Below are 25,886 nucleotides of genomic sequence, written 5' to 3' on the forward strand. Positions count from 1 at the left end.
CACTTTTTTTCTTCTGTTATTGGCGACTTAGCAACACCTGGTTAACACTGATGATCAGGTCAGACCTGTTTGGCAATGATGCTACGGTCGTAAATTACAGGTGAGTGCAATGAGCAAAGCGCAGCCGCTGCTGACGCGTCAGGGCGAACGAATCGCCATAACCCATGGATTACGCACGCCTTTCGCCCGTCAGGCGAGTGATTTTCATGGCATTCCCGCGCTGGAGTTGGGGCGCATGGTGGTGTCAGAGTTGATGGCGCGCAGCGAATTGCCGGTCGACTTTATCGATCAACTGGTATTTGGCCAGGTGGTGCAAATGCCGGAAGCGCCCAATATTGCGCGCGAAATCGTGCTGAGCAGCGGATTGAGCGTGCACACTGATGCATACAGCGTCAGTCGTGCCTGTGCTACCAGTTTTCAGGCGGTGGCGAATGTGGCGGAAAGCCTTATGGCGGGTACCATGGATGCGGGTATTGCCGGCGGTGCAGACTCCTCATCAGTACTGCCCATTGGCGTCAGCAAGACGCTGGCGCGCGCGCTGGTCGATCTCAACAAAGCACGAACCTTCAGCAAAAAGTTGCAAATCTTACGCCGTCTTCGCCCACGCGATCTGTTGCCCGTGCCGCCTGCGGTTGCAGAGTATTCCACCGGCTTACGCATGGGTGATACCGCCGAACAAATGGCGAAAACCCACGGCATCACACGTGAACAACAAGATGCTCTGGCGCTGCGCTCACATCAGCACGCAGCACGTGCCTGGCAGTCAGGCGTGCTGGCGCAGGAAGTGATGGCGGCCTTTGTACCGCCATGGAAAGCACCAATTGAGCAGGACAACAACATTCGCTTTAACGCCAGCGCTAGCGACTACGCAAAATTGCGACCGGCCTTTGATCGTCGCCACGGTTCCGTCACGGCAGCCAACAGCACACCGCTGACCGATGGCGCGGCCGCGGTGATTTTGATGCGTGAAGGCCGTGCACGAGAACTGGGAATTACGCCGCTTGGCTATCTGCGCAGCTATGCGTTTACTGCGATTGATGTCTGGCAGGATATGTTGCTGGGTCCCGCTTATGCCTCACCGCTGGCGCTGGATCGCGCTGGCATTACCCTCAACGACCTGACGCTGATCGATATGCACGAAGCCTTCGCGGCACAGACGCTGGCCAATCTGAAAATGTTCCGTGATGAGCGTTTTGCGCGAGAGGTACTGAATCGCCCGCATGCCTTGGGTGAAGTGAATGAAGAACGTTTCAATGTGTTGGGCGGCTCCATTGCTTACGGCCATCCGTTTGCTGCCACTGGCGCGCGCATGATCACCCAAACGTTGCATGAACTGCGGCGGCGCGGCGGAGGATTAGGACTGGTGACCGCCTGTGCAGCGGGCGGATTAGGCAGCGCAATGGTTCTGGAGGCCGAATAATGAGCGCATCTGCATTCCATTTACACATGCGCCTCGATCATGTCGGCATCATTACCATCGACGTGCCGGGCGAAAAGATGAACACGCTGAAAGCGGAGTTTGTCCCACAAATAAAAGCGGTGCTGGCTGAAGCGCGCAGCAATCCGAAGCTGGCGGGATTAGTGCTGATTTCGGGTAAAAGCGATAACTTTGTCGCCGGTGCGGACATCAGCATGATCGCCGATTGCCAGACGGCAGAAGAAGCGGAAGCTTTAGCCCGCCAGGGGCAAGAGGTAATGGCGGAGATTGCGGCGCTGCCTTTCCCGGTGGTCGCGGCGATTCACGGTGCCTGTCTCGGCGGCGGCCTGGAGTTGGCGCTGGCCTGCAGCGCACGTATCTGCACGCTGGATGATAAAACCCGCCTGGGCCTGCCGGAAGTGCAGTTGGGCCTGTTACCTGGCTCAGGCGGGACGCAGCGCCTGCCAAAACTGATTGGGGTGCCGCAAGCGCTACCGCTGATTCTGAGTGGTAAGCAGCTGCGTGCTAAACAGGCACTGAAACTGGGTATCGTTGACGATGCGGTGCCTCAATCCATCTTGCTGGAAACGGCGATTGCGCGTGTGCATAAAGGAAAGGTTGTTCGCCGTGAGTTGTCACGTCGCGATCGCCTGATGCAGGCGCCACTGGCGCGCTCGCTGTTATTCGCGATGGCAAAACGTCAAACCGACCGCAAAACGCAGGGGAATTACCCGGCGGCGGATCGCATTCTGCAAGTGGTGCGCACGGGGTTGGAGCAGGGCAGCCACGCCGGACACGCGGCGGAGGCGCGCGCCTTCGGCCAGCTGGCGATGACCCCTGAATCTGCGGCACTGCGCAGTCTGTTTTTTGCCTCGACCGCGATCAAGAAAGAAGCGGTGGCCGAGGCTGAACCGCGCGCATTAAAACACATCGGCGTGCTCGGTGGCGGATTGATGGGCGGGGGTATTGCCAGCGTAACGGCGCTGAAAGCCGGTTTTCCGGTGCGAATTAAAGACGTCAATCTCAATGGTGTGAACCATGCATTGCAATACAGCTGGGACCTGCTGAGTCAAAAAGTGAAGCGGCGCCAGCTGAAACCCGCTGAGCGTCAACAACAGATGGCGCGCATCAGCGGCGGTATCGATTATCAGGGGTTCAGCCAGCGCGATCTGGTGATTGAAGCGGTATTTGAGGATTTGACGTTGAAGCAGCAGATGGTAGCGGATATCGAAAGTCATTGCCAGCCACACACCATCTTTGCTTCCAACACCTCTTCGTTGCCGATTGGCGATATTGCCGCCAACGCGCAGCGCCCCGAGAATGTGATTGGTCTGCATTACTTCAGCCCGGTGGACAAAATGCCGCTGGTGGAGGTGATTCCGCATGCGGGCACCTCGGCTGAAACGCTGGCGACCACGGTGCAGCTGGCGCGTCAGCAAGGCAAAACAGCGGTGGTGGTGGCCGATAAACCCGGTTTTTACGTCAACCGCATTCTCGCGCCCTATATAAATGAAGCCATGCGCTGCTTGCTGGAAGGGGAGCCGGTGGACCATATCGATCGCGCGTTAGTGAAGTTCGGTTTTCCTGTCGGGCCGTTACAGTTGCTGGATGAAGTGGGCATTGATGTCGGCAGCAAAATCAGTCCGATTTTGCTGCAGGCTTATGGCGAGCGTTTCAGCGCACCCGAGGCGGTCAATGCCATCCTGGCCGATGGCCGCAAAGGGCGTAAAAACCAGAAAGGATTTTACCTTTACAACGCGGCTCGCTGGCCGGGAAAACGCAAAGTGGATGCCTCTATCTATGGCCTGATTAACGTCAGGCCGCAGGCAAAGCAGAACGAAGAACAGATTACGCAACGCTGCGTGATGATGATGCTGAATGAGGCCGCACGCTGTCTGGACGAGTCCGTGGTGCGCAATGCTCGGGATGGTGATATCGCGGCGGTATTTGGCATCGGATTCCCGCCCTTTCTCGGCGGGCCGTTCCGCTATATGGATCAACGCGGCGTCAGCCAAATCGTCAATACATTACGTGCATTAATGCAGCAACATGGCGATCGTTTCGCGCCCTGTGACGCTTTAATGGCAATGTCAGAAGCGCAAACGAATTTTTACACTTCTGCACAAATATGAATAGGCGCACAGATTCAGCGGGTTAGTTATGGTGCCATGAAGAAGGTGGTGCGGCACCATTCTGAGATGTGCTTATTTAATAAACAACCGGTTGACTATACTGAAGCCATTGGGGTAAAACACAGCGTTCATTCGCAGAATGAAGCGTCTGGTGCTGTGGTACCCGACGATATCGACAAACAACAGCGGTGCTTTATGCAAGTTTTTATCATGCGTCATGGCGATGCAGCTCTGGAAGCAGCGAGTGATTCAGTACGCCCACTCACAATCTGTGGCTGTGACGAATCGCGCCAGATGGCGAGCTGGCTAAACGGCCAGGCGCTGGATATCGAAAGGGTGTTAGTGAGCCCTTATCTCCGTGCAGAGCAGACGCTCGCCACGGTTCGTGAGGCACTGAAGCTGCCAGAAGGGCAGGACGTGCTACCAGAACTGACGCCAGGTGGCGATCCGGGCATGGTGGCCTGTTATCTGCAGGCGCTGGCGCAGCAGGGTGTGAAATCAGCCTTAGTCATTTCGCATCTGCCGCTGGTGGGCTATCTGGTTTCAGAGCTTTGCCCGCAGGAAGCGCCACCGATGTTTGCTACGTCGGCAATTGCTTATGTGAACTTTGATGCAGACGCCTGTGAAGGCAAACTGGAGTGGCAGGTCAGCCCGTCAAAACTGGCCAAAGCGATGTAATGTCACCAAAAGTCATATCTCTATGGGCCGCCTTCTGCGGCCCTTTCCTTTTTAAGGATTAAGGCAGCTCCGGTGGTTGCCACTCTTCGACTTCAATCAGCACCAGCAGCGCGGCATCGCCGCCAAATAACTTCGGTGCCTGGTGAAATGCCATCACATGCGGATGTTGCGCCAACCACAGCGGTGTTTGCTGCTTGAGGATATGCTTGCCGTGCCCGGTCATCACGCTGGCACAGAACAGGTGTTCACGGCGGCAGGCGGCAATGAGCGCCCCCAGCTCTTGTTTGGCCTGCTGCTGTCTTAAACCATGAAGATCGAGAAAAATTTCCGGCGTGTAATCGCCGCGTCGCAATTTCTTCAGCTCGTAATGACTGACATCCGCGCGCACATAACGCATCGGCCCCTCGCTGGAGAGCAAAGGCTGAAACTCATCTGAGAAGTAGTGACTGTTATCGGCTTGCTCGGAAAGCAGTCTTTTCAGCGGGACTTCGCGGGTTTTCACTACCGGTTTGTGCACGATAGTGTCTTGTTTCAGCTTACGCGTTCCGCTCATTAACTCACGAAACAGCGCCTGATCGTCCTGGTTTAGGGGCGTCTTCTTACTCATGGCTCAAATTAGGGTTAAAGGGCTGGTTAATAGCCGGTGGCATACCTTAACGCTTAGCGTTAACAAATGTCAGCTTTTTCGCCTCGCTGCGCTGAATTCTGCCCGGCTTCGTGGCACACTATCGGCCGATTGATTTTAAGGCCTGCGGAGGGCTACGTGGACAAGATTTTCGTCGATGAGGCAGTGAGTGAACTGCACACCATTCAGGATATGCTGCGCTGGGCTGTCAGCCGTTTTTCGGCGGCAGGCATTTGGTACGGCCACGGCACGGATAATCCCTGGGACGAAGCAGTCCAACTGGTTCTGCCCACGCTCTGGCTGCCGCTGGATATCCCAGAAGATATGCGCAATGCGCGCCTGACGGCCAGCGAGCGTCACCGCATTGTTGAACGTGTGATTCGCCGCGTCAACGAGCGCATTCCGGTGGCTTATCTCACCAACAAAGCCTGGTTCTGCGGCCATGAATTCTATGTCGATGAGCGCGTGTTAGTGCCGCGTTCGCCGATTGGTGAGCTGATTGAAAACCGTTTTGCCGGTCTGGTTGGTGAACAACCGCACCACATTCTCGATATGTGTACCGGCAGTGGCTGCATCGCGATCGCCTGTGCTTATGCCTTCCCGGAAGCGGAAGTCGATGCGGTGGATATCTCCACCGATGCGCTGGCCGTGGCCGAGCAAAACATTGAAGAACACGGTTTGATCCACCACGTCACGCCCATTCGCTCCGATCTGTTCCGTGGCCTGCCGCAGGTCAAATATGATCTGATCGTCACCAATCCACCGTACGTGGATGCGGAAGATATGGACGATCTGCCGAATGAATATCGCCACGAACCAGAACTGGGTCTGGCAGCAGGCAGTGATGGTCTGAAACTGGTGCGCCGTATTCTTGCCTGTGCCCCGGATTATCTGAGTGAGCAGGGCGTGCTGATTTGTGAAGTGGGCAACAGCATGGTACATATGATGGATCAGTACCCGGATGTGCCGTTTACCTGGCTGGAGTTCAATAACGGCGGTGACGGTGTGTTTATGCTGACGCGCGAGCAGATCGTCGCGGCACAGCATCACTTCTCCTTCTACAAAGACTAAAAATGGGGCGAGACATCGCCCGCAACATCGCAACAAGGAACCACAATGGCCGGTAACAGCATTGGACAAGTTTTTCGCGTAACCACCTTTGGCGAGTCGCATGGTATTGCGCTGGGCTGCATCGTTGATGGCGTGCCGCCAGGCATTCCTCTTACGGAAGCGGATATTCAGCACGATCTCGATCGCCGCCGTCCGGGCACATCGCGCTACACCACCCAGCGCCGCGAACCGGATCAGGTGAAAATTTTGTCCGGCGTGTTTGAGGGCGTCACCACCGGCACCTCTATCGGCCTGCTGATTGAAAATACTGATCAGCGTTCACAGGATTACGGCGCAATCAAAGATCTGTTCCGCCCCGGCCATGCGGATTACACCTACGAGCAAAAATATGGCCTGCGCGACTATCGCGGCGGTGGCCGTTCCTCTGCGCGTGAAACCGCGATGCGCGTGGCGGCGGGTGCGATTGCCAAAAAGTATCTGCAAATGAAGCACGGCATTCAGGTACGTGGTTATCTGGCACAGATTGGTGATGTAACCTGCGAGCTGAAAGACTGGAGCATCGTTGAAGAGAACCCGTTTTTCTGCCCGGATGCCTCGAAGCTGGAAGCGCTGGATGAACTGATGCGCGGCCTGAAGAAAGAGGGCGACTCGATCGGCGCTAAAGTCACGGTGATGGCAGAGAACGTGCCACCGGGACTGGGCGAGCCGGTATTTGATCGTCTGGATGCCGATCTGGCGCATGCCTTGATGAGCATCAATGCGGTGAAAGGCGTTGAAATCGGCGACGGTTTTGCCGTGGTAAGCCAGCGTGGTAGCCAGCATCGTGATGAAATTCGCGCCGACGGTTTCCAGAGCAATCACGCGGGTGGCATTTTGGGTGGCATCAGCAGCGGCCAGACCATCAGTGCGAACCTGGCAATGAAACCGACTTCCAGCATCACCGTGCCGGGTAAAACCATCACGCGTGAGGGCGAAGAAGTGGAGATGATTACTAAAGGTCGCCACGATCCGTGCGTGGGCATTCGTGCGGTACCGATTGCCGAAGCGATGATGGCGATTGTGTTGATGGATCACCTGCTGCGCCAGCGTGCGCAGAACGGTGACGTCAACAGCAGCGTTCCGCGCTGGTAAGCCACGGATGCGCCGCCTGCTCACCACCGTTGCCGCGCTGTTGTGCAGTGCGGCCGCGTTTGCTGCCACGCCCTGGCAGCAAATCCATCAGCCGATTGCTGGCAGCCCACAGTCGATTGGCGGGTTCGCCAACGGCTGTATTGTCGGTGCACAGCAACTGCCACTCAATTCACCCAATTATCAGGTCATGCGTCAGGATCAGCGGCGTTATTTCGGCCATCCCGATCTGATTGCCTTTATTCAGCGTCTCAGTACCCAGGTGCATCAACTGCAGCTGGGGCAGGTGTTGATTGGTGATATGGGCATGGCGGCCGGCGGGCGCTTCAGCAGTGGGCATGCCAGCCATCAAACCGGGTTGGATGTCGATATCTGGTTGCAGCTGCCGCAAAACCGCTGGACGGCGCAGCAGCTGCTGAAGCCACAGCCACTGGATTTGGTGGCACCGGATGATAAGCAAGTGATTGCGCGTCATTGGCAGCCGCAGATCGACAGCCTGATCAAGCTGGCGGCTAAAGATAATGAAGTGACACGTATCTTTGTCAATCCGGCGATTAAAAAGCAGCTTTGTGCGGATGCCGGAAGCGACCGCGCGTGGCTGAATAAAGTGCGGCCGTGGTTTGCCCATCGTGCCCACATGCACGTGCGTCTGCGCTGTCCGGCAGGCAGTCTGGAGTGTGAAGATCAGGCTGCACCGCCGCCGGGTGATGGTTGTGGTGCAGAGTTAGACAGTTGGTTCCTGCCGAAAAAACCGGGTAGCACGCCGCCTGTGAAGAAAACGCCGCCGCCGTTGCCGCCATCCTGTCAGGCACTATTAGATCGTCATTTACTCTAGCCGTGACGCTTCCTGTTGCAGCAGTATTGGCAACGTTCTCTCTCCCAGACACAGATATGTGTGAGACCAGGAGAGAGCACGGATGCCCAGCCTGCAATAAGAATGGTCGGGTTAACTTTACGAGAAAAAAATGGACCTCTTTGTTGTTAGCCCCCTATTGCTGGGCGTGTTGTTTCTGGTTGCGGTGCTGGCAGCGTTTATCGACTCCATCGCCGGCGGCGGTGGCTTACTCACCGTTCCTTCATTACTCGCTGCGGGACTCTCTCCTGCTCAGGCTTTAGCCACCAATAAGTTACAGTCGGTGGGCGGATCTTTCTCTGCCAGCCTCTACTTTGTGCGTCGCGGCGCGGTGAATCTGCGCGAACAGCGGCTGAACATTGCCATGACCTTTATCGGTGCGGTGTGTGGCACGGTGCTGATTCAGCATATCCAGGCGGATGTACTACGACAGATTTTGCCGCTCCTGCTGATCAGCATCGGTTTATGGTTCCTGTTAATGCCGCGGCTGGGCGAGTCGGACCGTGAGCATCGCCTGCAGGGGATCGCTTTTGCGCTGGTCGGCGGTGGTTGCGTCGGTTTTTACGACGGCTTTTTTGGTCCGGGTGCCGGTTCATTTTATGCATTGGCGTTTGTGACGCTGTGTGGCTTCAATCTTGCCAAGGCCACCGCCCACGCCAAAGTCCTAAATTTCACCTCCAATTTCGGCAGTCTGCTGTTCTTTATGTTCGGCGGAAAGGTAGTGTGGGGCACGGGCGTGATCATGTTGATTGGCGCATTCGTGGGCGCGCGTATCGGCGCCAGACTGGTGCTGAGCCGGGGTCAGAAGCTGATCCGCCCGATGGTGGTGACTGTATCCGCTGTGATGAGCGCCAAATTATTGTGGGATAGCCATGGCAGCGCGTTGCTGGCGTGGATAGCCACGCTGTAAAGCAGTACTCGTCAAGAACGGCTGCCAATGCGACAATGGCGCTAATTTTTTTAAAGATTAAAATATTATGAGTACAGAACATCATTACCAGCAGCTGGTGGATATTTTTGATGGCTGCTTTGTTGAAGACTTTCAGACCCGTCTAATTAAAGGTGATGACGAACCTATTTATCTTCCAGCGGATGAGGAATCGCCGTGGAACCGTGTGGTGTTTGCTCACGGTTTCTACGCCAGCGCGCTGCACGAAATTTCTCACTGGTGTATTGCCGGTGAAGCGCGCCGCAAGCTGGTGGATTTTGGTTATTGGTACTGCCCGGATGGGCGGGATGCGCAAACGCAAAGTCAGTTCGAGTCAGTGGAAGTCAAGCCACAGGCGCTGGAGTGGCTGTTCTGTGTCGCGGCGGGCTTTCCCTTCAATGTCAGCTGTGACAACCTCGAAGGCGATTGTGAACCCGATCGTATCGCGTTCCAGCGCAAGGTCCATGCTCAGGTGATGACTTATTTTGAGCAGGGTATCCCGGCACGTCCGGCACGTTTTATCGATGCGTTAGCCAGCTATTACGGTACGCCAGCGCTGACGGCGGCACACTTCCCGTGGCCGGAAGATCTGTGATTCGCAAACATATTATTAATGACCCAAAGTCACCCGCGTTGCAGCATAACGGCGAATGAACGACCCCCGGGAACGCGAACCAGCGTGTAACGGGGCAAGAGCATGAAGCCAGCGCAGTAGCGGCGCGGCGTATCAAGGGCAATAAGGAACAAGACGATGATCGTAGAATTCGAATCCCGCATCCTGGCATTGATTGACGATATGGTTGATCACGCCAGTGACGACGAGCTGTTTGCCGGTGGCTATCTGCGTGGTCATCTGACCCTGGCGGTGGCTGAGATTGAAATCAGCGGTGAGCACACGCCAGAAGCGCTGCAAATCCATGTGACCAACAGCCTGCAAAATGCGATTGCCGCAGGTGAACTGTCACCACGCGATCAGGCGCTGGTGATTGGCATGTGGGATAATTTGTTCCAGCAGGCGCGTCAGACCGCCTGATAAGTCGGGGCGGCCGCTCGCCCCGCCATCCTAGCGTCCCGCTTTCTTACCTTTCAGCAATTTTCTTACCCAGTAACGATTCGGATTCAATGCCGCCAGCGTGGTGATATCCAGCGGTTGCGGCTCACCACTCATCTGTGCCGCCAGTACTTCCGCCGCCAGCGGCGCGCTGCACAAGCCGCGTGAACCCAGCGCACCCAGCACAAATAAACCGGCATGAACCGGTGCATCGGCAAGGGTTTCACCCCGTGCTCGTTGCCCCGGCAAATCAGCATATTGCACCAGCGTTGCGGCGTAATCAGGCGCGCTGCCACTCATCGGTAAGTGATCGCGCGTTGCGCAGCGCACGCCAACACGCGCCTCGTTATCACTGATATCCACCTGCTGTGGCCACTCTGCATCCGGCAGACAGTTCACCAGGCGCTGGCGGTTTTCCTGCTGATCGTCAGCACGGAAATCGGTTGTGGTATCGCCACGATGGTAGCTGGCCCCGATGCAGTGGGTGCTGAAATTCGGGCTGACTGGCGTGAGATAGCCGTCATAGCAGAGTACGGTATTTAACGCGCCCAGCTTAGGATTGGTCGGCACATGACTGACCTGACCCGCCACCGCGTAAACGGGCAAGTCTTTGCTTTGCTCAATTTCCAGCAGCGCATGGCCATTGGCGAGCACCACCTGCTGATGATTTACCGAGGGTTGCTCGCTGAAGTTCAGGGTCCAGCCCTCAGTCGTGGTTTCCAGCGTGGTGACGCGATGCAGCCAGTGCAGGCGTAAACCCAGCGTTTGCGCATGCTCCAATAGGTTGCTGGTCAGTTGCGACGGAGAGAGCCAGCCGCCCTGAGGATAGAAAATGCCACCACTACCGGTTTCGACGCCCGCTAATTGCTGCGCGTCCTCCTGACTTACGCCGTACGCCACATCATGCGGCAATCCCATCTCCAGCATTTGGGCGATCTTATCGGCACTTTTACTGTCCCAGCCGAGTTGCAATACACCGCTCCAGTCATGCTCGAACATCACCGGTAGCTGGTCATACAAACGGCGGGCAAAGGTGAACGCCGCAGGGAAGAACGTGGCGAGAGCGGGACCGTGCTGATTGAGCAGCGGATATAGTGCGCCCTGACGGTTGCCGGAAGCACCGAGCGCAGGTGCTGCATCCGCGCAATAAAGCGTCACCTTCCAGCCCCGGCGCAACAGCGCCAGCGCCAGTACGGCACTCGCCACGCCACCGCCAACCAGCGCCACTTCCTGAGTGCGAGCCGCAGGGCGGGCATACCACGGTTGGCTATGGGGCAGGGCAGCAACCTGCTCCATTACGCCCGTTAGCATTTCGCGTTTGTGACCAAAGCCTTTGCGCTTAGCCACGGTAAAACCTGCTTCCTGTAATCCCCGACGGACAAAACCTGCCGAGGTGAAGGTCGCCAGCGTCCCACCCGGCCGGGCCAGACGGGCCATGGCGGCGAACAGTTCCGGCGTCCACATCTCCGGATTTTTAGACGGCGCAAAACCATCTAAAAACCATGCATCCACCTGAGCATTGAGACTGTCATCAAAGGTATTAATTAGCGCGTTAATATCACCGAGCCAGAGATCGAGCGTGACTTTACCGTTGTTGAACAGTAAACGCTGGCAACCCGGCAGCGCCTGTGGCCACTGTTGCTGTAACTGTTCTGACCAGTGCGCCAGCTCAGGCCAGTGTGCGTGCGCTGCGACCAAATCGGTTTGCGTCAGTGGGAATTTTTCGCAGCTAATGAAGTGCAGTCGCTTAAGTGTCGCGTCGGGATGTTCGCTACAGAAGCGATCGAACGCTTGCCACAAGGTAAGAAAGTTCAGACCGGTCCCAAAACCGCTTTCCGCGACAATAAAAATATCGCGAAAATGTTGAGCGAAACGGAGAGGAATTTGGTTGCCGTTGAGGAAAACATAGCGCGTCTCCTCCAACCCGTTGTCGTTGGAGAAATAGACGTCATCGAATGCTCGGGAAACAGGTGTACCCTGATCATTCCAGTTTAATTGCGCGTGTTCAACCGGGGCTAATTTCACGGGAAAGGCTCGTTTTTCAGGCAGTGGCGCGATTTTAACGACTGCCGTCACATGACGCAAATTTACAAAAGGAAATGGCTGATCGGACTTGTTCGGCTTACAACTGTAAGCTAGAGTGCACGTCAATCCAAAAGAAGTGGAATGAGGACTATTGAATGAAACGTGCAGTGATTACTGGCCTGGGTATCGTTTCCAGCATTGGTAATAACCAGCAAGAAGTGCTGGCTTCTCTGCGTGAAGGCCGTTCGGGTATCACTTTCTCTGAAGAGATGAGAGATATCGGTATGCGCAGCCACGTATGGGGCAACGTCAAACTGGATACCAACGGGCTCATCGATCGCAAAATCGTGCGTTTCATGAGTGATGCTTCAATCTACGCTTACCTGTCTATGGCAGAAGCGATTCAGGATTCCGGCCTGACTGACGAGCAGTATCAGAACAACCCACGCGTGGGTCTGATTGCCGGTTCAGGCGGTGGTTCTCCGCGTTACCAGGTCTTCGGTGCCGATGCGATGCGTGGCCCGCGTGGTCTGAAAGCCGTTGGCCCTTATGTGGTGACCAAAGCCATGGGTTCAGGTGTATCAGCTTGTCTGGCTACCCCATTCAAAATCCACGGTGTGAACTACTCAATCAGCTCTGCTTGTGCCACTTCCGCACACTGCATCGGTAACGCGGTTGAGCAGATTCAGTTGGGCAAACAGGACATCGTGTTTGCTGGCGGCGGCGAAGAGCTGAGCTGGGAAATGGCCTGTGAGTTCGATGCGATGGGCGCACTGTCTACCAAATACAACGAGACGCCAGAAAAAGCTTCCCGTACCTATGATGCGAACCGTGATGGTTTCGTGATCGCTGGCGGCGGCGGCATGGTGGTGGTTGAGGAGCTGGAGCATGCTCTGGCTCGCGGCGCGCACATCTACGCAGAAATCGTTGGCTACGGCGCGACTTCTGACGGTGCTGATATGGTGGCACCATCAGGCGAAGGCGCAGTGCGTTGCATGAAGATGGCGATGCAGGGCGTTGATACCCCAATCGATTACCTCAACACCCACGGTACTTCTACGCCAGTTGGTGATGTGAAAGAGCTGGGTGCGATTCGCGAAGTGTTTGGTGACAACTCACCGTACATTTCTGCTACCAAAGCCATGACCGGTCACTCACTGGGTGCAGCGGGCGTGCAGGAAGCGATCTACACCTTGCTGATGCTGGAGCATAGCTTCATCGCACCAAGCATCAACATCGAAGAGATTGATGAAGCGGGTAAAGGCCTGAACATCGTGACGCAGCCGACTGAAAAAGCGCTGACCACCGTGATGTCCAACAGCTTCGGTTTCGGCGGCACCAACGCCACCTTGACCATGCGTAAGCTGCCAGCTTAATAGCGTGATCACCGTTTTCCAGGGGCCGGTTTATCCGGCCCCTGTTGTTTTTGACAATTCACCCGCCGCTTGCCTACACTCTTCACATCTTGCCTGAAACAAAATAATCGTTTGCGCACAGTATGAACCAAACAACCCGTTTTCGCCTGAATACAGGGTGTGAACGTATGTTGGTTTTGCCTGTCGTGCACGCTCTGAACAAGGAATTCATACCATCATGACCACGGCTGCTGATACGCAGACGCAATCTGTGCTGCCTTTGGGTTGCATATCCTTTGCGGTGTTTCTCACTTACTTAACCGCAGGCCTGGCGCTCCCGGTTATCCCGCTGTACGTGCATCAGGAATTGGGCATGAGCAACCTGATGGTGGGCGTCGCGGTGGGCATTCAATTCTTCGCCACGTTGCTGACGCGCAGCTTCGCCGGACGCCGAGCCGATCAGCACGGCGCGAAGCTCACCACCCAACACGGTATGATCGCCATCGCGCTGGTGGGTGTGGCGTATCTGGCCGCGGCGTTGTTGCCGGTTTCGCCGTGGGCAAAATTTGGTTTGCTGGCAGTGGGGCGTTTGTTACTCGGATTTGGTGAAAGCTTGCTGCTCACCGGCAATCTGACCTGGGGCATGGGGCTGGTGGGAAGCAAACGATCCGGCCTGGTGATGTCGTGGAACGGTATGGCGATTTATGGATCGCTGGCGGCGGGCGCGCCGCTGGGTTTGTTGATCAATCAACATGGCGGATTCGCGGCACTCGGTGCTGTCGCGCTGCTGTTGCCACTGCTCTCGCTGGCGATCAATAGCTGGGTCAGTAAAGTGCCGGTGGTGGGTGGCGAACGTCCTTCTCTGTTCAGCGTGGTGAAAACCATCTTCCAACCCGGCATCGCGCTGGCGTTACAGGGCACCGGCTTCGCCGTGATCGGCACTTTTACCTCGCTCTATTTTGCCGCAGAAAACTGGGGCAATGCCGGTTTTGCCCTGACCGCATTTGGCTGTGCTTTTGTATTGGTGCGCGTGTTCTTTGGCGGCCTGCCGGATCGTCACGGTGGCGTCCGCGTCGCAATGATCTCGCTGCTGGTGGAAACTGCCGGTTTGCTGGTGCTGGCGTGTGCAAGCTCTGGCTGGATGGCGCTGGTAGGCGCCGCGCTCACCGGCTGCGGCTGTTCACTGATTTTCCCGGCGCTCGGCGTCGAGGTGATCAAACGTGTCTCGCCGCAAATTCGTGGCACGGCGCTGGGCGGTTTCTCCGCTTTCCAGGATATCGCTTACGGTGCCAGCGGCCCACTGACCGGCCTGCTCGCCACGGCGTTGGGTTATGGCTCGGTCTACCTTGCCGGTGCCTGCTGCGCAGCCCTGGGCATTCTCGTCACCTGGTCGTTTGCGCGTAGCGCGACAACAGCGTAACCAGCTTATCGCAGGCGCTGACAATCTCACCTGGCGTCAGCGCGGCAAAGCCCAGCAGCCAGCCCGATTGCGGCTGACTGTTGCTGTACAACGGCGACAGACGTGGCAGCAGCAGACCGATTTCCCTGGCCTGTTGCGTGAGCTGTGCTTCCTCACCCTGATGCAATGCTACCGTCAGCTGTAGCCCGCCAGACGCCTGTAGCGGCGTCAACCACGGCTGCAGGCGCGTGTTGATCTGCTCCAGCAATCGGTCGCGGCGGCTGTGGTAAAGCTGGCGCATCAGCCGCAGGTGGCTGGCAAAATGGCCTTGTTGGAGGAACTCAGCGGTAATCGCTTGCGGCAACAGCGCGCTGTGACCATCCAGAATGCTGCGCGCGCGACCCATGGCATCTACCAGTGCTGGCGGCACGACCATCCACGCCAGCCGCAGGGAAGGGAAGAGCGTTTTGGAAAAAGTGCCAAGGCAGATAACCCGGCTGTTATCCTCCAATCCCTGTAAGGCGGGAAGCGGGCGATCGTCATAGTGAAACTCACTGTCGTAATCATCCTCAATTAACCAGCTTTGCTGCTGGTGCGCCCAGTCGAGCCACTGCAGGCGGCGGGCAAGGCTCATCGCGGTACCGGTGGGATAGTGATGTCCCGGCGTCAGATAAACCAGCCTCGCGTCTCCTTCAAGCGGCATCGCGCCTTCGCTATCCAACGGCATCGCGCGGCAGTGTGCACCCGCAGCGAGGAAAGCGTTACGCGCGCCGGGATAGCCAGGCTCCTCAAGCCACACTTCATCATTGGCATCCAGTAACATCAGCGCCAGTAACTGCAGGGCCTGCTGTGAACTGGTTAGGATAACGACTTGCCCGGCAGCACAGCGCACCCCGCGTGATAACGCCAGATAATCCGCCACCGCCTCACGAAGCGGCATAAAGCCTAGTGGATCGCCATAGCTCATTACCTGGTTACCCAGCGAGCGCTGCACGCTGTTGCTGATCCGGCGCCATTGCGTATGCGGGAAAGCGCGTAATTCAGGCGAACCGGCGGCAAACGCATGGGGGAACGGCGGCTCCTGGCAGCCACCCGTCGCCAGGATCTGCTCGCCGCGTCGGGAAAATCGGGGTGAACCCTGTGCGGGTGTGGTCGCCGCCCGTGCAGGCATTGCAATCGATACAAAAGTCCCCCGACCTGCCCGTCTCTCCAGATAGCCTTCACTCTCCAGCTGCGCATAAGCGGCTTCCACCGTCACCCGCGACAGCGACAAATCCTCGGCTAACTGACGGCTGGAGGGTAAGCGTTGTTGATGGTGCAAATGGCCGCAAGTAATGGCCTCACGTAGCGTATGGCATAAACGTTCACGTAAGCCGCCGGATGACGTGTGATTAAACAAGGCTAAAAAAGAGTGGCGCATTGTGGTCTTATCACTGTGGCGAAAGTGGTATCAGATTGCAGACCACTTTGCCGTAAACTCAGGGAAAATTACACAAGGAGAATGCGATGTCATCAGTCTTACTCTTCCCGCCCGCGGATCCTCAGGAAAGCGTGGCGTATCTGCAGCACAAACTGAGTTATTACACCGATGCCTGGGATTTGGCAGAGGATCTGGCGCAAGGCGTCAATGCGATAGTGGTGGTTGATGCGCGATCCACTGATGTCTATCTGGCGGGGCACATCACCGGGGCGATTTCGTTTCCGCATCGCACTATGAATGCCGACTCCACTGCACAGTTGGATCGCAGTAAGGTGTATATCACATACTGCGATGGCATCGGCTGCAACGGCTCAACGAAAGCGGCATGGAAACTGGCTTCGCTGGGTTTTCAGGTCAAAGAGTTGATCGGTGGACTGGATTTCTGGAAGCGCGATGGGCATCCATTAACGTGGGGAACGTCGCCGGGCGAGTGGCCACAGGCCGCATCCGGCGCGCACTGTGGCTGCTAAATTACAGGAACAGCCAGAGTAAAAAGAAGAACAGTGCCAGGCCCAGAATCAATGTCAGTGCCGGGCGCTGTGCCAGCGGACGCGGCAAAATCTCAATCCACGGCGACCAGATCGGCTGCGGACGTAAATCACTGGCGGCGTGCGGCTGCTCCAGCGTTTTCTCGACGCGGCGGCTAAACAGCAAGTTGATAAGATCTTGCGTTTGCGCGGGCGTCAGTACCATCTGCGGCGTGGCCTGGAAACGCTGCTGGCTATAATCCTCCAGCAGCCGTTGCTCGTCATGTGTCAGCGGCTGCTTCAGCGAAGTTTCCAGCATTTGTAAGGTCGGTGCGCTGTGTTGACCCAATGTCTGACGTACCTGCAAATATTGTGTCAGCAGCGGGAAGTGGCGAGAGGGAATTGGATCGCCACTCTTCAGATTGACCAGTTTCAGCGCTTCAGACAGCAGCTTGACCGGTGATTCGCCGGTCGTGGCCGCAAGGCGCGTAACTTGTTGATTCAGCGATTGCTGTTCAGCTGGCAGCAGCGTGCGATCGGACGCGCGCGTTTGCTGCGGCTGCGGGATCGCCATCTGCCCATTTTGCAGCATGGTCAGCACCTGATGTAACTGGTCTTGCGACAGCGCACTCAGCACCGTTTGGTTAAATTGCTGACGAATAAAATCACTCACCGCCTGGCGATTATTGCCCTGCGGCAGCTTTTCCAGCAGCTGCTGCAACAGCTGACGTGTGGCAAGGCTGTTCTGTACCTGGGTCAGACGCCCATTCAAATGCTGTTCGGCAGCAGGAAAATGACGCGATTGCAGCTCAGCATCATTCTTCACGCCTACTTCATGGCGTACGCCAGCCCACAATTCCGGGGCTTTCAAGGTACTGAGTGACATGATGCGCACAATCAGACGTTCCAGCGTGGTGCGCTGGGCAGGGGAGAGCGGCTGTTCGCCCGCCGGTCCGCCAGGACGAGTTGGGCCAGTCGCATTAGTGAGCGTTGAACGATCGCCCGCAGGCACACCGGGACCGCTGAGAGGTTGCATGGCGGAATCCTTGAAAAACGAGGTCAGATCCGGGTGCGCCGGAAAAAAGAGGTCATATGATAGCAAAAGCCCCCGGGAAATCCACGGGGGCAGTGAGGGGAAATCGCGTCAGTTCTGGATTTATTCAGCTTCAGCCAGTTTGAGACGCTTACGACGCCAGCGTTTCCACAGTGGCGGCACGATCAGGACAGCGATCGCCAACACCAGCAACACTTTGCAGATCAGGCTTTCCCATAGAATCGGCAGGTTGCCGTTACTGATGGAGAGCGCACGGCGCAGGTTTTGCTCCAGCATCTCTCCCAGCACGAAGCCCAGTATCAGCGGCGACATCGGGAAATCCATTTTACGCAAGATATAGCCAAAGATACCCAGTCCGACCATCAGCAACAGATCAAAAGTGGTACTGTGCACGGCGTAAACGCCCACTGCAGAGATCGCGGCGATGGCGGGTACCAGGAACCACAGCGGGATGGTCAGCATGCGGGCGAAGATGTTGATCATCGGGATGTTCATGATCAGCAGCATGACGTTGCCAATCAGCAATGCTGCAATCAGACCCCAGACGATATCCGGCTGTTCGGTAAACATCGCCGGGCCGGGTGTGATGTTGTACAGCGTCAGCGCACCGACCATCACCGCCGTGGTGCCGGAGCCCGGAATACCCAGCGTCAGCATCGGAATAAAGGAGCCACAAGCCGAGGCGTTGTTGGCCGCTTCAGGTGCCGCCACGCCGCGAATATCCCCTTTACCAAACTGGTCGCTGCCGCTGATTTTTTTCTCGCTCATATAAGCGATAGCACTGGCGATGGTGGCACCGGCGCCGGGCAGTACGCCCACAAAGAAGCCGATAAAGGAGGAACGCAAGGTAGCACCGGTTGCCTGCGCCGCTTCTTTCATGTTGAACATCATGCGGCCACTGGCGCGAACCACTTTCTGCCCGCTGCTGGTGGATTCCAGCATCAGCAGTATTTCACTGACAGAAAACAGTCCGATCACCACGACCACAAACTGGATACCGTCGGAGAGGTGCACGCTGTCGAAGGTGAAACGATAGACGCCGGTATTGGCATCGACGCCAACGGTGGCCATACCCAAACCGATCAGCGCGGCTAAAAACGATTTCAACGGATTGTGGCTCATCATGCTGCCCAGACAGGCAATCGCAAACACCATCAGCGCGAAATACTCCGCCGGACCAAAGGCCAGTGACCAGTTGGCCAATATAGGGGCAAAGAGAATAATGCCGAGAATGGCGATCGTGGATCCAATAAATGAACTCACTGCTGAGATCGACAGGGCCACGCCAGCTTTGCCCTGTTGCGCCATCGGGTAGCCATCCAGCGCGGTCATGATTGCCCCGGCATCGCCTGGCACGTTAAGCAAAATAGAGGAGATACGACCACCGTACTCGCAACCGATGTAGACCGTAGCAAGCAGGATCAGCGCGGACTCGGCAGGTAAGTGCAGAGCAAACGCCAGCGGCATCAGGATCGCGACACCGTTAATCGGCCCGAGTCCGGGCAGTAGGCCAACAATGGTGCCAATAAAGCAGCCGATGAGTGCGATCATCAGGTTTTCCGGCGTCATCGCGACGGCAAACCCTTGCATCAGAAAAGACCAGGTATCCATGTGAGACTCCCGTTAATTGAACCAGCTGCCGACGGGCAAGGTGACATCGAGCAGGCGGTCAAAGGCATAAAACAGTGCTATGCCCATCACCACACCGGACACCGCAGCCGCCCACCAGCGCGCGCCAAACAACAGCCCAATGCCAAAGGTCAGCAGCGTGGTGCATGCAGCAAAACCCAGACGCTCAAACAGCCAGCCATATACCATCAGCATGACGCACATCAGCACTAACTTTTTCAGTGTGGTGGCGGAAGGCCACTGCACCAGATCGGGTTTGCGCAGTAACATCATCACGGCGCAAATCGCCATTAATCCCAGCAGCAGCATCGGGAAAGGGCGTGGGCCGACCGGTTCATAGCTGTATTCACTCTGGATTTGCCAGGCAATAAACAGCCCGGCAATGCACAGCAGCAGCCAGATACCGGCGAAGATACGATCGCTCATCATCGACTCCGTTATTTGGCCAGGCCAAAGGATTTGGCTTTTTCGCGATAATCAGCCACCTGTTTTTTCACGTAGGCATCCAGCTCGCTGCCGAACATGTTGAACTCAAACAGTCCGCGCATATCTCGCTGTTGCTGAAACTCTTTGGTGGTCACCAATTTTTTGAACGCGTCTTCCCACCACTGATATTCCGCGTCAGTCACTTTTGGACCAAGGTAATAACCGCGAATAATCGGCCACTCGACGTTATAGCCTTGCTCTTTGGCGGTCGGCACATTCGCCAGTTCACCCGGTAAGCGTTTGTCAGACATCACTGCCAGCACGCGCAACTTGCCGGCTTGCAAATGTGGCACCATCTCGCTCATATCCCCGGAGACCACCTGAATATGGTTGCCAAGCAGAGCCGTTACCGGCTCGCCACCGCCCTCAAACGCGACATAGCGCATCTTGCGTGGGTCGATGCCCGCTTCGCGAGCCAGCAGGGCGGTTTTCATCCAGTCCTGACTTCCGATCGAAGCACCTGCGCCGACCACCACTTTGGTGGGATCGCTCTTCATGGCTTCCATCAGTTCACCGAGGTTTTTCCATGGGGCGTCATTGCGTACCGCGACGATGCCATAATCGGTGCCGACGGCAGCCAGCCACTTCACGTCACTTTCTGAATAGCGGCCAAACTTGCCCTGAGAGAGATTGAGCAACGAACCGCCGGAGAAGGCCACCAGCGTGCCTGCTTCGGCGGGGCGCTGAGCAATGATGGCGTTGTAAGCCACCGCTCCCACACCGCCGGGCATATAGGTCACGCGCATCGGTTTACTGATTTCGCCGGTTTCCTGCATGGAAACCTGAATCAACTTACAGGTCAGATCAAATCCACCGCCGGGTTTGGCGGGGGCGATACATTCTGTCCGGTCTGGCGCTTCTGCCAGCGCAGAAGAGATCGACAAAGCCACGAGGGTTGAGGCGAGGGCGAGGGGTAAGATTTTTTTCATTATTCGCTCCATTCATGCTTCCAGAGTGTGACAACTGCCGAACATTCGGCGTTGCTGAATTGTTAATGGTGTAACCTTTCATTTACCTTTCAGTGCTCGGGAAAAGTATCAGGATGTGATATGCGTCTCTTACTGGTGGAAGATACGGTTGACCTGGCTAGCTGGCTGCAAAAAGCGCTGACACAGAAAGGTTTTGCCGTGGATTGGGTTGCGGATGGCCTGGCGGCAGACCATGTGTTGCAGAGCGAAGACTATGCGGTGGTGGTGCTGGATGTATCACTGCCACGGCTGGATGGTCTGGCGGTGCTGGCGCGTTTGCGTAAGCGTGGGCAAACCACGCCGGTATTGTTGCTCACGGCTAAAAGTGCGCTGGAACAGCGCGTGCAGGGCCTCAATGCGGGCGCGGACGACTATCTCACTAAACCCTTTGAACTGGATGAGCTGGAAGCACGGCTGCGTGCGCTATTACGCCGCAGCCAGGGGCAAACTGCGCAATCGCAGACCGTGGGCCAGCTGGAGCGCGACGGCGAAGGCTATTTTCTGCTGAACCACAGACCGTTGATGCTCACGCCGCGTGAAGCCAGCGTGCTCTCAACTTTGATGCAACGCCCTGGACGTCCGGTGTCACGCCAGCATCTTTATGAACAGACCTTTACCTTAACCGATGAAGCCAGCCTGGAAAGCATTGAACTGTATGTGCATCGGGTGCGGAAAAAGCTGCAGGGCAGCGATGTTGCCATCGTGACGCTACGTGGGCTGGGATACAGTCTGGAGTGCCAGCCGTGCGCCTGAGCCATTCACTGCGCGGTGAGCTGCTACTGTGGTTGGGCGCTCCGTTGATGTTGCTGTGGGGGTTGTCGGTTTATACCCATTACCAGAGTGCGCTGCAGGCGGCGAATCAGGCTTACGATCGTTCACTTCTCGCCTCGGCACGCACGGTGGCAGAAAGGCTGGTGGTGCGACAGAACCATTTGGAGGTGGATGTGCCCTGGGTGGTACTCGACAGCTTTGAGCGCAACATGAATGACCAATTGTTCTATCAGGTGATTTCACCGCAAGGCAAAACTCTTTCAGGTTATCCCGATCTGCCCCCTTTACCGCGCAATGCGCCGCTTTCTGAAGCCTATCCCGCTTTAGTGCACTTTTACGATGGCAGCTATCGTAAGCAGCCGATTCGTATTGCGGCGTTATGGCAACCGGTAAACGAGCAGGGCGTAGAGGGGATGGCGCTGGTTCTGGTGGCGGAAACCCTGAATTCTCGTCATGGGTTTGCGGAAGGATTATTGCGCACCGCGTTGATCAGTCAAAGCTTTCTGGTGTTGATTACCCTGCTGTTAGCCAGCCTGTTATTACGCAAAGTGTTGCGGCCGCTGCGCCGATTATCGCGCATCATGCTACGACGTGCGCCAGGTGAGTTGACGCCTTTGCCGTCGCTATTGCCCTGGTCGGAATTGCAGCCGTTAATTATTGCCTTTAATCGACATCTGGAACGACTGCGCGGTTTGCTGGCACGACAGGAACGTTTTAGTGCCGACGTTTCACACCAATTACGTACACCGCTCACTATTTTAAAAACCCAGGTTGGCGTTGCGCTCAACAGTGATGATCCTGCGCAGTGGCGCGAAAGTTTGCTTGGCATGCGCCATACGCTCAACGATACGGTGCAACTTACCGATCGACTATTGCAGCTGGCGCAAATCAAAGCCCGGCACGGTGAGGACAAGCCTTTTTCTCGGGTCAGTTTGAATGAAATTGTGGAACAGGCATGTTTCAGCAGCTATGCCGGCGCGCGCCATAAACACATCGATCTGGGATTTGAAGGCGACATTCCCTGTGTCGTGCAAGGAGATGGCTTATTACTGGCCGAACTCTGTGCCAACCTGCTGGACAATGCGATTAAATACACGCCAGAAGGCGGGATCGTCACGGCGAGATTGCGGGAGAAACAGCTGGAAATTGAGGACAGCGGACCGGGCATTAGCGCGGCACAACAGCATCAGGCATTGCAGCCGTTTGGTCGCCTGGATACTGCCAGCCAGCCCGGTGCGGGCATCGGGCTGGCGCTGGTCAAAGATATCTGTGCCTGGCACGGTGCGCAGTTGCTGCTGGATCGCAGCCCGCAACTGGGCGGGCTGCGCATCATCATTAGCTTTCGCTGAGCTGAACGGTACGTTCACGTGGCTTGCGCAGCGGTGTTTTCAACCGTTGCGCCAGAATCACTCCCACCAACGTCATGCCACCGCCAATCCAGTGATAGGCGTGCAGTTGCTCATGCAGGAACAGCACGGCAATGATGGCGGTAAACGCGGGCACAAAATTCATAAAAATGGTGGTGGTACTGGCACCGAGACGTTGCACACCAAGGATCCACAAGAACGGCGCGATAATGGACGCGAAAAGCCCGGCAAACAGCACCAGCGGAATGTTATGCAAGTTCAGCGTGACGTCCGGTGCGCGCAAGAATCCAGGCAGTAACAGCAACACACCAAAGAAAATCTGCACGTACAGGCTCTGCCAGGTCGGCAGAGGGATCGCCCAGCGTTTGGTCAGCACACCGTAAAGCGCATACGAGGTGGAAGCCGCCAGCATCATCAACTCGCCGTTGCCCAGACGCTGATTCAGCAACTGAGCTGGATTCCCTTCACTCACCAACCATACCAAACCGGCAAAGGACAACAGGCCGCCGATCAAAATGCCACGCGTCGGCGCAAGGCGTAAAACGAACAGGCTGAGCAGAATGGTCAGTAACGGAATCGTGGCACCCAAGATACCCATCATCACCGCCGATACGCTGTGGGCGGCATAGTAGGCGAGACTCTGATAAAGCACCATGCCCAACAGGCCGAGGATCAATAATCGCCACAGATTGGCCTTCACGGCATGGCGATGGCGCCACACGCCGGGCAGGCTTAAGGGGGCCAGCACGATGAGCGCCAGCAGCCAGCGATAAAAGGAGATGGCGGCAGGATCGATGCTCACGGCAGAGAGTTTGCTGACAATGGTGTTGATCGACCAGATTATCACCGCAATCAACGGAAACAGTAAATTCATCGTACGACTCCTGAGTTTAATCGCGAATAGTTTACATTTGACCGGTTTTATTCAGATAGTTAAAATCGGACAATATTCGTTAGTGACCGGACAGAATGAATTTACAGATCGAGTATCAGCCGCCGATTGATGCGCCGCTACTGCGCTATTTTATGCGCTACGAGCAGGCTAACGCGAAAACTGAATATCTCCCGCATCTGCACAGTTGGGGTCAGGTGATTTTTGTCACCAGCCACGTGCTGGAGATGGAAGTGGAGGGGGAACGGTTATTAACGCCCGCTGATATGCCGATCTGGATCCCGCCAGAACAGCGCCACAGCAGCTATAACCATTGCCATGCCCAGTTCCGCACCTTCAATCTCGCGGCCGATCTCTGTGCGGAGATGCCCGACAATGCCTGTTTACTGCACGTCGATGCGATTGTGCACGCCATCATGAATGATTTTGCACAGCGTGAGTTGGAGCAGCCTCAAACGGAAGCGGACTGGCGACTGTGTGAAGTCTTGATTGATCGTCTGCGTCAGGCACCGGTGCACACCAGCTATTTGCCGTTGTCGGACGACAAATTTCTCGCGCCTATTTTGCGCGCGCTGGAAGAAAATCCCGGTGATAACACCACGCTGGCACAATGGGCGAAGCGGGTGTTCACCACCGAGCGTACGCTGGCGCGACGTTGTCAGCAGCAGTTGAAGATGTCTTTCAGCGAATGGCGCCAGCGTTTACGTTTTTTGCGTGCCATTGCGCTGCTGGAGCAGGGGGGCAGCGTGCAAGGCATTGCACACGAACTGGGCTATAGCTCGTCATCAGCCTTGATTGTGATGTTCCAGCAGCAGGCCGGCACCACGCCGGATCGCTATCGCAGCCGGTTAGGTTAATCCCCGGCTTTATGTAAGAATACGCGCCTCAAAACACATCAGCAGACAGGACCGCCGCAGTGAAAATTCTCGTCGATGAAAACATGCCTTACGCTCGTGAACTCTTCAGTCGCACGGGTGAAGTATTGGCCGTGCCGGGACGTCCGTTACCCGAAGCAGAGTTACAGGATGCCAGCGGACTGATGGTGCGCTCGGTGACTAAAGTGAATGCGGCGCTGTTGGCCGGTACGCCGGTGAAGTTCGTTGGCACCGCCACGGCTGGCACTGATCATGTGGACGATGGTTCTTTGGCGGCCGCCGGAATCGCCTTCTCGGCGGCACCCGGCTGTAACGCAATTGCGGTGGTGGAGTATGTGTTCTCCTCCTTACTGCTGCTGGCCGAACGCGATGGTTTTGAACTGCGCGATCGTACCGTAGGTATTGTCGGCGTGGGCAATGTAGGGGGGCGTTTGCAAAAACGTCTTGAAGCCTGGGGGGTGAAAACCCTGCTGTGCGATCCGCCGCGTGCGGATCGTGGCGATCAGGAAACGTTCCACACGCTGGATGAGCTGGTGGCGCAGGCCGATATTCTGACCTTCCATACGCCGCTATTTAAAGACGGCCCCTATAAAAGCTGGCACCTGGCCGATATGGCACTGCTGATGGCACTCCAACCCAACACCATTCTGATCAATGCCTGCCGTGGCCCGGTGGTGGATAACGCCGCGCTGCTTGAAGTGATGAAAATGCGCAGCGACCTCAGCGTGGTGCTGGATGTGTGGGAGCCGGAGCCGGATCTGAACCTCGATCTGCTGGACAAAGTCGATATCGCCACGGCACATATCGCGGGCTATACGCTGGAAGGCAAAGCGCGCGGCACCACACAAGTATTTGAAGCCTGGTGCGCGTTTATCGGTCAGCCGCAACAGGTGGCGCTGGAGAGTCTGCTGCCTGCACCGGAATTTGGCACCATTACGCTGCACGGCAAGCTCGATCAGCCAACGCTGAAACGACTGGTGCACCTGGTGTATGATGTGCGCCGCGACGATGCGCCACTGCGAAAAGTGGCTGCCAAACCGGGCGAATTTGATCGCCTGCGCAAGCAGTATGAAGAGCGTCGTGAATGGTCATCACTGCAGGTGAAATGTGATGATGCCGATAGCGCCGCGATGCTGGAAAAGCTCGGTTTCCGCGCCAGTTTGTAAAGTTAAATCAATCCCCTGCGTTTTCGCGCGGGAAAAGTCTTAAATGTCAGGCGGTGTCATCACCGCCTT

The 25,886-nt window shown here is 56.5% G+C and carries 24 protein-coding genes; 16 read left to right on the forward strand and 8 right to left on the reverse strand.

The features are described 5' to 3' along the window. The first annotated feature begins 109 nt into the window (after positions 1-109). The 3 genes from fadI to sixA all read left to right on the forward strand — a co-directional run bounded on the left by fadI (position 110) and on the right by sixA (position 4,227). Positions 110-1,420, forward strand: coding sequence for an acetyl-CoA C-acyltransferase FadI (gene fadI, locus FD737_RS10205; protein WP_160833440.1), 1,311 nt, complete (start codon positions 110-112; stop codon positions 1,418-1,420). Beyond that, positions 1,420-3,549, forward strand: coding sequence for a fatty acid oxidation complex subunit alpha FadJ (gene fadJ / locus FD737_RS10210; RefSeq protein ID WP_160833441.1), 2,130 nt, complete (start codon positions 1,420-1,422; stop codon positions 3,547-3,549). Before fadI ends, fadJ begins: the two co-directional genes overlap by 1 nt. Positions 3,550-3,744: 195 nt before the next feature. Next, on the forward strand, positions 3,745-4,227 hold the full coding sequence (gene sixA, locus FD737_RS10215) for a phosphohistidine phosphatase SixA (RefSeq protein ID WP_034825272.1): 483 nt from the start codon (positions 3,745-3,747) through the stop codon (positions 4,225-4,227). Positions 4,228-4,285: 58 nt separating this feature from the next. On the opposite strand, the gene smrB is transcribed toward sixA, so the two are convergent. After that, a complete protein-coding gene (gene smrB / locus FD737_RS10220) occupies positions 4,286-4,834 on the reverse strand; it encodes an endonuclease SmrB (RefSeq protein ID WP_034825165.1) in 549 nt (182 codons plus the stop codon). A gap of 156 nt (positions 4,835-4,990) precedes the next feature. Here smrB and prmB point away from each other — a divergent pair, with 156 nt between their 5' ends. The 6 genes from prmB (at position 4,991) to FD737_RS10250 (ending at position 9,865) form a co-directional block, all read left to right on the forward strand. After that, positions 4,991-5,923: a 50S ribosomal protein L3 N(5)-glutamine methyltransferase gene (gene prmB / locus FD737_RS10225; protein WP_034825163.1), complete on the forward strand. Its 933-nt coding sequence runs from the start codon at positions 4,991-4,993 to the stop codon at positions 5,921-5,923. A 45-nt stretch (positions 5,924-5,968) separates the two neighbouring features. After that, complete coding sequence (aroC, locus tag FD737_RS10230; protein WP_160833442.1) at positions 5,969-7,054, forward strand: chorismate synthase; 1,086 nt, start codon at positions 5,969-5,971, stop codon at positions 7,052-7,054. A gap of 7 nt (positions 7,055-7,061) precedes the next feature. Continuing rightward, on the forward strand, positions 7,062-7,886 hold the full coding sequence (gene mepA / locus FD737_RS10235) for a penicillin-insensitive murein endopeptidase (protein ID WP_160833443.1): 825 nt from the start codon (positions 7,062-7,064) through the stop codon (positions 7,884-7,886). 130 nt (positions 7,887-8,016) lie between these two features. After that, a complete protein-coding gene (locus FD737_RS10240; RefSeq protein ID WP_034825156.1) occupies positions 8,017-8,814 on the forward strand; it encodes a sulfite exporter TauE/SafE family protein in 798 nt (265 codons plus the stop codon). A 67-nt stretch (positions 8,815-8,881) separates the two neighbouring features. Continuing rightward, positions 8,882-9,427 carry an elongation factor P hydroxylase gene (locus FD737_RS10245; RefSeq protein WP_034825153.1) on the forward strand — a complete coding sequence of 182 codons (546 nt, stop codon included), beginning with the start codon at positions 8,882-8,884 and terminating at the stop codon, positions 9,425-9,427. 156 nt (positions 9,428-9,583) lie between these two features. Continuing rightward, complete coding sequence (locus tag FD737_RS10250) at positions 9,584-9,865, forward strand: YfcL family protein (protein ID WP_034825151.1); 282 nt, start codon at positions 9,584-9,586, stop codon at positions 9,863-9,865. Between the two features lie 30 nt (positions 9,866-9,895). Here the strand turns inward: FD737_RS10250 and mnmC are convergent, their stop codons facing one another. Beyond that, a complete protein-coding gene (gene mnmC / locus FD737_RS10255) occupies positions 9,896-11,908 on the reverse strand; it encodes a bifunctional tRNA (5-methylaminomethyl-2-thiouridine)(34)-methyltransferase MnmD/FAD-dependent 5-carboxymethylaminomethyl-2-thiouridine(34) oxidoreductase MnmC (protein WP_160833444.1) in 2,013 nt (670 codons plus the stop codon). 155 nt (positions 11,909-12,063) lie between these two features. On the opposite strand from mnmC, the gene fabB reads away from it, so the two are divergent. Continuing rightward, positions 12,064-13,284 (forward strand): beta-ketoacyl-ACP synthase I, encoded by a 1,221-nt coding sequence (gene fabB / locus FD737_RS10260; protein ID WP_034825147.1) that lies wholly within the window; start codon positions 12,064-12,066, stop codon positions 13,282-13,284. A 217-nt stretch (positions 13,285-13,501) separates the two neighbouring features. Further along, complete coding sequence (locus tag FD737_RS10265) at positions 13,502-14,683, forward strand: MFS transporter (RefSeq protein ID WP_097116556.1); 1,182 nt, start codon at positions 13,502-13,504, stop codon at positions 14,681-14,683. On the opposite strand, the gene FD737_RS10270 is transcribed toward FD737_RS10265, so the two are convergent. Continuing rightward, entirely contained in the window at positions 14,646-16,082 is a 1,437-nt protein-coding gene (locus tag FD737_RS10270; RefSeq protein WP_160833445.1) for a PLP-dependent aminotransferase family protein, read from the reverse strand. The genes FD737_RS10265 and FD737_RS10270 overlap by 38 nt on opposite strands. An 86-nt stretch (positions 16,083-16,168) precedes the next feature. On the opposite strand from FD737_RS10270, the gene FD737_RS10275 reads away from it, so the two are divergent. After that, positions 16,169-16,612 carry a rhodanese-like domain-containing protein gene (locus FD737_RS10275; protein WP_097116558.1) on the forward strand — a complete coding sequence of 148 codons (444 nt, stop codon included), beginning with the start codon at positions 16,169-16,171 and terminating at the stop codon, positions 16,610-16,612. Between the two features lies 1 nt (position 16,613). On the opposite strand, the gene flk is transcribed toward FD737_RS10275, so the two are convergent. The 4 genes from flk to FD737_RS10295 all read right to left on the reverse strand — a co-directional run bounded on the left by flk (position 16,614) and on the right by FD737_RS10295 (position 20,707). Continuing rightward, entirely contained in the window at positions 16,614-17,645 is a 1,032-nt protein-coding gene (gene flk / locus FD737_RS10280) for a flagella biosynthesis regulator Flk (protein WP_160833446.1), read from the reverse strand. 120 nt (positions 17,646-17,765) lie between these two features. Further along, positions 17,766-19,274 (reverse strand): tripartite tricarboxylate transporter permease, encoded by a 1,509-nt coding sequence (locus FD737_RS10285; RefSeq protein WP_034825138.1) that lies wholly within the window; start codon positions 19,272-19,274, stop codon positions 17,766-17,768. A 12-nt stretch (positions 19,275-19,286) separates the two neighbouring features. Beyond that, positions 19,287-19,718, reverse strand: coding sequence for a tripartite tricarboxylate transporter TctB family protein (locus tag FD737_RS10290; protein ID WP_058962348.1), 432 nt, complete (start codon positions 19,716-19,718; stop codon positions 19,287-19,289). An 11-nt stretch (positions 19,719-19,729) separates the two neighbouring features. After that, positions 19,730-20,707 carry a tripartite tricarboxylate transporter substrate binding protein gene (locus FD737_RS10295; protein WP_097116561.1) on the reverse strand — a complete coding sequence of 326 codons (978 nt, stop codon included), beginning with the start codon at positions 20,705-20,707 and terminating at the stop codon, positions 19,730-19,732. Positions 20,708-20,827: 120 nt separating this feature from the next. Between FD737_RS10295 and tctD the strand changes: the two genes are divergently transcribed. Continuing rightward, positions 20,828-21,499 (forward strand): transcriptional regulator TctD, encoded by a 672-nt coding sequence (gene tctD / locus FD737_RS10300; RefSeq protein WP_160833447.1) that lies wholly within the window; start codon positions 20,828-20,830, stop codon positions 21,497-21,499. Continuing rightward, positions 21,490-22,866, forward strand: a complete 1,377-nt coding sequence (locus FD737_RS10305) for a sensor histidine kinase (protein WP_160833448.1) — start codon at positions 21,490-21,492, stop codon at positions 22,864-22,866. Before tctD ends, FD737_RS10305 begins: the two co-directional genes overlap by 10 nt. Here FD737_RS10305 and FD737_RS10310 read toward each other — a convergent pair. Next, positions 22,853-23,758, reverse strand: coding sequence for a DMT family transporter (locus FD737_RS10310; RefSeq protein ID WP_160833449.1), 906 nt, complete (start codon positions 23,756-23,758; stop codon positions 22,853-22,855). The genes FD737_RS10305 and FD737_RS10310 overlap by 14 nt on opposite strands. 95 nt (positions 23,759-23,853) lie before the next feature. On the opposite strand from FD737_RS10310, the gene FD737_RS10315 reads away from it, so the two are divergent. Then, positions 23,854-24,633, forward strand: coding sequence for a helix-turn-helix domain-containing protein (locus FD737_RS10315; RefSeq protein WP_160833450.1), 780 nt, complete (start codon positions 23,854-23,856; stop codon positions 24,631-24,633). A gap of 59 nt (positions 24,634-24,692) precedes the next feature. Next, positions 24,693-25,817 (forward strand): 4-phosphoerythronate dehydrogenase PdxB, encoded by a 1,125-nt coding sequence (pdxB, locus tag FD737_RS10320; protein WP_097116566.1) that lies wholly within the window; start codon positions 24,693-24,695, stop codon positions 25,815-25,817. The last annotated feature ends 69 nt before the right edge of the window (positions 25,818-25,886 follow it).

The sequence above is a fragment of the Pantoea sp. Seng genome, assembly GCF_009829935.1.
Classification (GTDB): Bacteria; Pseudomonadota; Gammaproteobacteria; order Enterobacterales; family Enterobacteriaceae; genus Pantoea; species Pantoea communis.

What these genes read in the sequence shown, in the direction of transcription:
- tctD (WP_160833447.1), top strand. Translation starts at nt 20,828, where the DNA reads ATGCGTCTCTTACTGGTGGAAGATACGGTTGACCTGGCTAGCTGGCTG.
- FD737_RS10245 (WP_034825153.1), top strand. Translation starts at nt 8,882, where the DNA reads ATGAGTACAGAACATCATTACCAGCAGCTGGTGGATATTTTTGATGGC.
- FD737_RS10285 (WP_034825138.1), bottom strand. Translation starts at nt 19,274, where the DNA reads ATGGATACCTGGTCTTTTCTGATGCAAGGGTTTGCCGTCGCGATGACG.
- fadI (WP_160833440.1), top strand. Translation starts at nt 110, where the DNA reads ATGAGCAAAGCGCAGCCGCTGCTGACGCGTCAGGGCGAACGAATCGCC.
- aroC (WP_160833442.1), top strand. Translation starts at nt 5,969, where the DNA reads ATGGCCGGTAACAGCATTGGACAAGTTTTTCGCGTAACCACCTTTGGC.
- FD737_RS10265 (WP_097116556.1), top strand. Translation starts at nt 13,502, where the DNA reads ATGACCACGGCTGCTGATACGCAGACGCAATCTGTGCTGCCTTTGGGT.
- FD737_RS10315 (WP_160833450.1), top strand. Translation starts at nt 23,854, where the DNA reads ATGAATTTACAGATCGAGTATCAGCCGCCGATTGATGCGCCGCTACTG.
- sixA (WP_034825272.1), top strand. Translation starts at nt 3,745, where the DNA reads ATGCAAGTTTTTATCATGCGTCATGGCGATGCAGCTCTGGAAGCAGCG.
- FD737_RS10275 (WP_097116558.1), top strand. Translation starts at nt 16,169, where the DNA reads ATGTCATCAGTCTTACTCTTCCCGCCCGCGGATCCTCAGGAAAGCGTG.
- fadJ (WP_160833441.1), top strand. Translation starts at nt 1,420, where the DNA reads ATGAGCGCATCTGCATTCCATTTACACATGCGCCTCGATCATGTCGGC.
- FD737_RS10250 (WP_034825151.1), top strand. Translation starts at nt 9,584, where the DNA reads ATGATCGTAGAATTCGAATCCCGCATCCTGGCATTGATTGACGATATG.
- FD737_RS10240 (WP_034825156.1), top strand. Translation starts at nt 8,017, where the DNA reads ATGGACCTCTTTGTTGTTAGCCCCCTATTGCTGGGCGTGTTGTTTCTG.
- fabB (WP_034825147.1), top strand. Translation starts at nt 12,064, where the DNA reads ATGAAACGTGCAGTGATTACTGGCCTGGGTATCGTTTCCAGCATTGGT.
- FD737_RS10310 (WP_160833449.1), bottom strand. Translation starts at nt 23,758, where the DNA reads ATGAATTTACTGTTTCCGTTGATTGCGGTGATAATCTGGTCGATCAAC.
- FD737_RS10290 (WP_058962348.1), bottom strand. Translation starts at nt 19,718, where the DNA reads ATGAGCGATCGTATCTTCGCCGGTATCTGGCTGCTGCTGTGCATTGCC.
- FD737_RS10270 (WP_160833445.1), bottom strand. Translation starts at nt 16,082, where the DNA reads ATGCGCCACTCTTTTTTAGCCTTGTTTAATCACACGTCATCCGGCGGC.
- smrB (WP_034825165.1), bottom strand. Translation starts at nt 4,834, where the DNA reads ATGAGTAAGAAGACGCCCCTAAACCAGGACGATCAGGCGCTGTTTCGT.
- FD737_RS10295 (WP_097116561.1), bottom strand. Translation starts at nt 20,707, where the DNA reads ATGAAAAAAATCTTACCCCTCGCCCTCGCCTCAACCCTCGTGGCTTTG.
- flk (WP_160833446.1), bottom strand. Translation starts at nt 17,645, where the DNA reads ATGCAACCTCTCAGCGGTCCCGGTGTGCCTGCGGGCGATCGTTCAACG.
- mepA (WP_160833443.1), top strand. Translation starts at nt 7,062, where the DNA reads ATGCGCCGCCTGCTCACCACCGTTGCCGCGCTGTTGTGCAGTGCGGCC.